At 41.2% G+C, this 7,021-nt stretch carries 6 protein-coding genes; 4 read left to right on the top strand and 2 right to left on the bottom strand.

The annotated features are described in order from the left end of the window. Nucleotides 1–42 precede the first annotated feature (42 nt). Both FPZ42_RS17890 and mqnB read right to left on the bottom strand, forming a co-directional pair. Nucleotides 43–351 (bottom strand): helix-turn-helix domain-containing protein, encoded by a 309-nt coding sequence (locus tag FPZ42_RS17890; RefSeq protein WP_146273223.1) that lies wholly within the window; start codon nucleotides 349–351, stop codon nucleotides 43–45. A gap of 51 nt (nucleotides 352–402) precedes the next feature. Beyond that, complete coding sequence (gene mqnB, locus FPZ42_RS17885) at nucleotides 403–1,074, bottom strand: futalosine hydrolase (protein ID WP_146273222.1); 672 nt, start codon at nucleotides 1,072–1,074, stop codon at nucleotides 403–405. A 74-nt stretch (nucleotides 1,075–1,148) separates the two neighbouring features. Between mqnB and FPZ42_RS17880 the strand changes: the two genes are divergently transcribed. From FPZ42_RS17880 to FPZ42_RS17865, 4 genes are all read left to right on the top strand, one after another. Then, the gene (locus FPZ42_RS17880; protein ID WP_146273237.1) at nucleotides 1,149–1,565 is read left to right on the top strand and encodes a 6-pyruvoyl trahydropterin synthase family protein; all 417 of its coding nucleotides are present in this window, start codon (nucleotides 1,149–1,151) and stop codon (nucleotides 1,563–1,565) included. A gap of 10 nt (nucleotides 1,566–1,575) precedes the next feature. Continuing rightward, the gene (gene folE / locus FPZ42_RS17875) at nucleotides 1,576–2,217 is read left to right on the top strand and encodes a GTP cyclohydrolase I FolE (RefSeq protein WP_146273221.1); all 642 of its coding nucleotides are present in this window, start codon (nucleotides 1,576–1,578) and stop codon (nucleotides 2,215–2,217) included. Between the two features lie 92 nt (nucleotides 2,218–2,309). Continuing rightward, the gene (gene fabD, locus FPZ42_RS17870; protein ID WP_146273220.1) at nucleotides 2,310–3,194 is read left to right on the top strand and encodes an ACP S-malonyltransferase; all 885 of its coding nucleotides are present in this window, start codon (nucleotides 2,310–2,312) and stop codon (nucleotides 3,192–3,194) included. Nucleotides 3,195–3,252: 58 nt separating this feature from the next. Further along, complete coding sequence (locus FPZ42_RS17865; RefSeq protein ID WP_146273219.1) at nucleotides 3,253–6,990, top strand: ATP-binding protein; 3,738 nt, start codon at nucleotides 3,253–3,255, stop codon at nucleotides 6,988–6,990. The last annotated feature ends 31 nt before the right edge of the window (nucleotides 6,991–7,021 follow it).

Here is a 7,021-nt window from a genome sequence, read left to right as displayed (position 1 = left end):
GTCTGCATAATCCACGCAAGCCGCGTGAACGGCTCCTCATGCTTATTTCGACCGCCTGGTGCCAGACTTTTTTCTGATATCAACACCCAGCTCCTTACTGGCTATATCGAGCATATTGTTGAGTAGCTCATTCTTGAGCTGCTCCTTGCGGAGCTGTGCCTTCAGCAGCGCTATCTCTGACTGCTCCGATCTGCTGCCCCCTGCACCACAAAGTGGTTCTTCTGCTTCCTTTTTGCTTAACATCTTATGTATCGTGCTTGCCGGTATCCCGTGTTTGCTTGCTAAGCTACGAAAACTTAAACCGCACAACTCGCGGTCATGTCTTATCAATAACGCTTTTATACTGTTCATCGTTTACTTTTTTGTGTAAACCTATTTCAGGACAAGACATATCTTGTCATCTTAATTTTGCGCTGCAAGGGCATCCAGTAACCGGATAGCCACCTCATTAAGGTTTTTGACGGCAAGGCCAATTTGCCAGTTATCACGGTTGCGTTTCTCCACGTAGTTTGATACAGAACGTAGCTGGAAGCATGCTACTTTGGCCTCGGTACATGCATAGAAGAACGCCGCTCCCTCCATACTTTCTATCTCAACGTTCATTCTTTGCTTCAATTTAGCTATAGAATGTTCATTCCCGTGAACGGTATTTACGGTTATGGCGCTACAGTTTTTCAATCCGAGGTCTGCTATTTCGTTCAGTGATCTGCTTGCGGCGAAGGCGCCTTTTCCGAAGCCCATTTCATCTATCGGCAAAAACTTTTCATCATCTTCGGCACCTAATTCGGCAAGGGTATCTATTATAACTTCAACCACTTCTCCCAGGGCAATGTTCCTGTCAAAACTGCCAGCGATACCCAAGTTAACAGCAAGGTCATAACGGTTGGTTGACAGCTCACGGCCAAGGGCATATGCTGTTGCCACCATGCCTACGCCGGTTATTAGAAGTTGGCAGTTATCAATTGGCAGTTGGCCGCCTTGTCCATCATTATTCTGTTTTGACTTTTGACTTTTGACTTTTGACTTTAACTCGCCTACTTCAAATTCCGTAGCTGCTACAAATAATACCCGCATAAGCTAATTTTTGATGGCTAAGATAAAACAACTGGCCTGTTTTTGTTTTGTATATTTGCACCAGTAAATTTATGATGATACATATAACGCGCAAGGAACATTTTAACGCGGCACATCGCATGTACCGCGAAGAGTGGAGTGCCGAAAAAAACTTTGAGGTTTTTGGCAAATGCGCAAACCCCAACTGGCACGGCCATAATTATAACCTTTTTGTAACTGTTAAGGGTGAGGTTACCCATGCTACCGGATACCTGATAGATCTGAAAGACCTTAAACAGATCATTAACGAATACGTGATAGAAAAACTGGACCATAAGAACATCAATAAGGATGTTGATTTTATGGCAGGCAAAATGGCTTCGACAGAGTTACTTACCATTGAGATATTTAATCAGTTAAGAGGCCCTATTGAAGCGCACGAGGGTGTATTTCTACACTCTGTAAAGTTATTTGAAACCGAAAATAATTCTGCCGAGTACTTTGGCGGTTAAAAGCTGATACATGATCGACGACGACGACAACATCCCTGACAGGGACGCCGGTATTAATGGTTATCAAAAGATAGACCGCTACAATCCCGAGCTGATTGCCAACCTATCGGGACATTACCACGAAGTTTTAAAAGAGATAGGCGAAGACCCTGAACGTGAAGGCCTGCTTAAAACACCTGAACGTGTTGCCAAGGCAATGCTTTACCTTACCCATGGCTATGACCTGGATGCACAAAGCATCCTAAAATCGGCCATGTTTAAAGAGGAGTATAGCCAAATGGTAATTGTTAAGGATATTGAGGTTTACTCGATGTGTGAGCACCATATGCTGCCGTTTTTTGGCAAAGCGCATGTGGCTTACATTCCAAATGGCTATGTTGTAGGCTTAAGCAAAATACCGCGTATAGTTGATGTGTTTGCACGCAGGCTGCAGGTGCAGGAGCGTTTAACAAACGAGATACGTGATTGCATACAGGAAACGCTTAACCCTATCGGTGTTGGCGTGGTGATAGAGTGCCGCCACCTTTGCATGAGCATGCGTGGTGTGCAAAAACAAAATTCGGTAACCACCACATCAGCATTTACCGGCGAATTTTTAAAAGAAAAAACCAGGACAGAGTTTTTGAATTTGATATCATCACGATTAAGTTAGTTCATTGGCTTAATCGTTCATTAGTTCATTAGGATGAATGTTGGTATTACTACCAATTAACCATTGAACCAATGCACTTATAAACTAAAGAAATGAAAGCATATATTTTCCCTGGGCAGGGTGCCCAGTTTCCGGGCATGGGTAAAGACCTTTACGAACAAAGCGAACAGGCCCGCGAGTTATTTGAAAAAGCGAACGAGATTTTAGGTTTCCGCATTACTGATGTGATGTTTGAAGGAACCGAAGAAGATCTGAAACAAACCAACGTAACCCAGCCTGCCATATTCCTGCATTCGGTGATATTGGCTAAGGTTATGGGTAGCGATTTTGAACCAGATATGGTTGCAGGTCACTCCTTAGGCGAGTTTTCTGCGCTTGTAGCATCGGGTGCCTTATCTTTTGAAGATGGCTTACGCCTGGTAGCTGCGCGGGCTAACGCCATGCAAAAAGCCTGCGAGATACAGCCGGGCACGATGGCCGCTATTTTAGCTTTAGATGATTTTACGGTTGAAGACATTTGCCAGCAATTAACTGATGTGGTTGTGCCTGCCAACTATAATTGCCCCGGTCAATTGGTTATATCAGGAACGGTTGCCGGTATAGATGCTGCTTGCGAAAAAATGACTGCTGCAGGTGCCAAACGCGCCATGAAATTAAACGTTGGTGGTGCTTTCCACTCACCATTAATGGAAGCCGCACGTGTTGAACTTGAGCATGCCATTGTTAATACTAATTTTAACACCCCGGTTTGCCCTGTTTACCAGAACATAGATGCAAAACCTTACACTGATATTGAGCAGATAAAACATAATTTAATTGCCCAACTTACAGGGCCGGTACGCTGGACACAAACTGTAGAGCACATGCTTGAGGATGGTGCTACCAGCTTTACAGAAGTTGGCCCCGGTAAAGTTTTACAAGGCCTGGTTAAAAAGGTTAACCGCGAGGTAGCTACATCAAGCGCTGCTGTACAATAAAATACCTTGAGCCACCTATTTCAGGTGGCTTTATTATTAAATTATAAATATAAGAAAATTGTCAACGGCAGGGAAGATACGGGTATTGTTAGCTTTGGTATTTGCCAGTTTGTTGTTTACAGCATTGGCGATAGAAGGCACCTATACGCCTGCCAACAACCTGGTACAATCAGCCCGCCTTTTCGAAAATAATCTTCATAAAAAAGAGGCCCTTGTATATGATATTATCAATAACAAAAAGGCTTTTGAAGAGCTTAAAAATTTAAGAAACACCCCGGATAAGGGCATACAATATATACAGGACTATACAACAGATAAAGGTATATGGACCCTGGTTTACAAAAAAGGGAAGTTAGATTTTTGGTCGGGTATTAGGGTAATTCCTCAAAAAGCCCTGCAGCGCATTAAAGAGGGTTGCTCTTTTATCAGCCAACCCAACGGTTATTACGAATCTATCCGCAAAACCGATGGTGAAACGGTAGTAATGTTCTTTATCCCCGTTAAAAACAATTACCCTTTTGGTAACGAGTATTTAAACAATGTTTTTATTAAAGACCTCACAACTGATAAGAACATTGACATTGCCGATTTCACCGATAAGCAGGTATATCCTGTTCATAATGTAAAAGGTACTTACCTATTTTCTTTAAAGCTTACCAAAGGTGTTAACCGCAGCTTTTTTAATTTGGTGGTGGGCTTTTGGCTATTGGCCATTATCACACTTTGTATACTAATACAAAATATAACCCAACACCTGGCCCGCAAACGGGTTTATGCCTCATTACTTTTCCTGGCAGGTTCCCTTGTGATAATCAGGGTAATAAACTTAGCGTTTGGTATCCCGGTTTTTACAGATCAGCTAACCATTTTTAGTCCGCATTTGTATGCTTCATCGCCCATATTCCGCTCTTTGGGCGATTTTTGTATCAATATACTTTGCCTGTGCTGGTTCTTTGCTTTCGCCTATACGCAACGCAATAAATTATTAACTAAAAAACCGGGCAAGCCGCTTAGTTATGTCATACTTGCCTGTATCATAGGCGTAATTGTTTTTACAACCACAGGCCTGCTAAACGTATTCTATGGCCTGGTAATCAACTCTAAAATAAACTTTGATGTAAACAACATCCTAAACCTGAACGGGTTTAGCTACATGGGCGTGCTGATGATGTGTTTCAGCTTCCTGATGTTTTATCTCATCACAGAGATAGCTTTAAGCGTTTGCTTTTCATTAAACATTCCAGTACTTACTCAAGCACTTATTCTTTTAGGAGTTGTTGTTGTAACTACCATTGTTTTTACCGTGGTATGGGATTTCAGCATATTCAACTTTTTGTGGATGCTGATCATACTGGTTAGGGGGTATGCTTACCAGTTTGATGACAGGCGCTTTAGTTCCATAACTTTTATCTGGATCATATTACTATGTACCATTATATCGGCCACAAAACTTAACCATTTTGAACAGATACGGGAAGAGGGCTTGCGTAAAGTACTTATCCAGAAATTAGAAATGCCTGATGATGCTATTGCCGATGGTATCTTCAAAAAAATAGAAAAAGACCTGAGTAAGGACTCGCTACTGGTATCTTACTTTAAAAATGCTGACCGTAGCGACGATTACCTGGAGACGCGTTTAAAAAAGATCTACTTTGACCAGTACTTGTCTAAATATGATTTTAATGTACATGGCTATGATAAAAATGGAACACCAATATCTGTAGAGAAAAACTACGCCCTTGACGTGTTTAAGGACATGGTGGTCTACAATTCCTACAAGGTATCAGACTACTTTTATCGCGAAAACGAATCATTTGGTTTTCAAAGCTACTTTGCCATACTGCCGGTTTACGATAACAAAGATAACCTTGGTACCGTAGTTATAGAGTTAAAATCTAAACCATTATTAACACCCGGATCATTCCCGGACCTGCTGATAGATAAAGATGTTAAGGGTAACAGCGACGAATTTAAAAATTATTCATACGCCTTTTACACCGATAACAGACTTGTTGCGCAAAGCGGAAACTACGTTTACAGCGTTAAAAACACCGAATTTAAAGGTAAACTACATGACTACACCACCCAAGTAACAAAGGGCATTAATAACGCACTTGGCGGCCGCTTTACCCAATATAAGCACTTGTTATATAAGCAAAGCGAACGTAACCTGATAGTGGTTACGCAGGAGTACAATACCGTTCTTTCAAATATTACAGCGCTAACTTTCTTTTTTGTGGTACTGCTGATATTTGGCACTGTGGTTATACTGCTCAGGTTAATATGGATAAGGGTACGTATTTTAACCGTAAATAATAACCGTATAAAATGGGGGTTTAAAATAAACCTGGATAAGATATTATACCGCACAAGGATACAATTCTCCATGATATTTGCAGTGGTACTAACACTGTTATTGGTAGGTATCATTACTTTCTTCTCTATCAGTTCTCAGTTCCAGATACAGCAGGAGAAAACCATCAGGAATAAGATATTACAAATAGCCACCGCTTTTGAAGTAGGCCCTTTGATAGACAGGCTGAACGTTATCGACGAGCAGGCAAAAGTTAACTTTGATAACCTTGCAGGTAACTATTCATCAGACTTAAGCTTGTTTGACCTTAACGGTAAATTATTGCTCACTACCCAGCCTAAAATATATGACTACGGTTTATTAAGGCCACAAATAAACGGCAAGGCATTTTTATCTTTAAGCGGTTTACAAAAGTCAGAAGTTTTAAACGAGGAGAAAATTGGCGGCTTAGCTTATAAAGCAGCTTATGCTCCCATAAGAAACGTAAAACATGAAACCATCGGCTACCTGCAACTACCTTACTTTGCCAACCAGGCCGATTACACCGAAAGGATAGGATCGTTATTAAATATCATGATAAACGTTTATGCATTGATATTTATAGCCATAGGTTTATTTGCAGTTATTATTGCAAGGCAGATAACTGCACCATTAAACTTTATACAGTACAACTTAAGTAAAACCATCTACGGCAAAAAGAACGAACCTATCCATTGGGACAGGGACGACGAGATAGGTGCACTGATCAAAGAGTATAACAAGATGATAGCGGCACTTGAGCAAAGCGCTGTAAAACTTGCCCAGTCTGAACGTGAAAGCGCATGGCGCGAAATGGCTAAACAAGTTGCACACGAGATCAAAAATCCGCTTACGCCACTTAAGTTAGGCTTGCAGCTGCTGGATAAATCATGGAAGGATAAGGACCCTAAGTTCGATCAGAAATTTGAGCGTTTCAGCAAATCATTTGTTGAGCAGATAGAAAGTTTATCATCCATTGCATCAGAGTTCTCCGCTTTCGCTAAGATGCCCGATACGAGGATAGAAAGACTCAACATATTCGATATCCTTAACCAGGCCGTTACCATTTTTAAACAGATGGATAACGTATTGATAATTTACCAGGCACCGGAAGACTTGTTTAATATAGATGCCGACCGCGATCAGCTTTTGCGTTGTTTTAACAACCTGCTTAAAAACGCCATAGAAGCTACACCTGATGATAAACAGTGTGAGATAGAGATCAACTACCTTATCACTACAAAAAACATCCTGTTAACCATTAAAGACAATGGCAGCGGCATACCGGAGCATATGCGCGAAAAGATATTTGAACCAAACTTTACTACCAAAAGTTCGGGCACTGGTTTAGGTTTGGCCTTTGTTAAAAACTCTATAGAAAATGCCAACGGAAAGGTTTGGTTTGATACCGCTACTGATGTAGGGACAACCTTTTACCTGAGTTTCCCAATAGCGACCGTTTAACGCACTATTTGCGATTGATCACACTCAGACA

Origin of the sequence: Mucilaginibacter achroorhodeus (assembly GCF_007846095.1) — a bacterium.
Classification (GTDB): domain Bacteria; phylum Bacteroidota; class Bacteroidia; order Sphingobacteriales; family Sphingobacteriaceae; genus Mucilaginibacter; species Mucilaginibacter achroorhodeus.
This window is presented reverse-complemented; position numbering and strand designations above follow the sequence as displayed.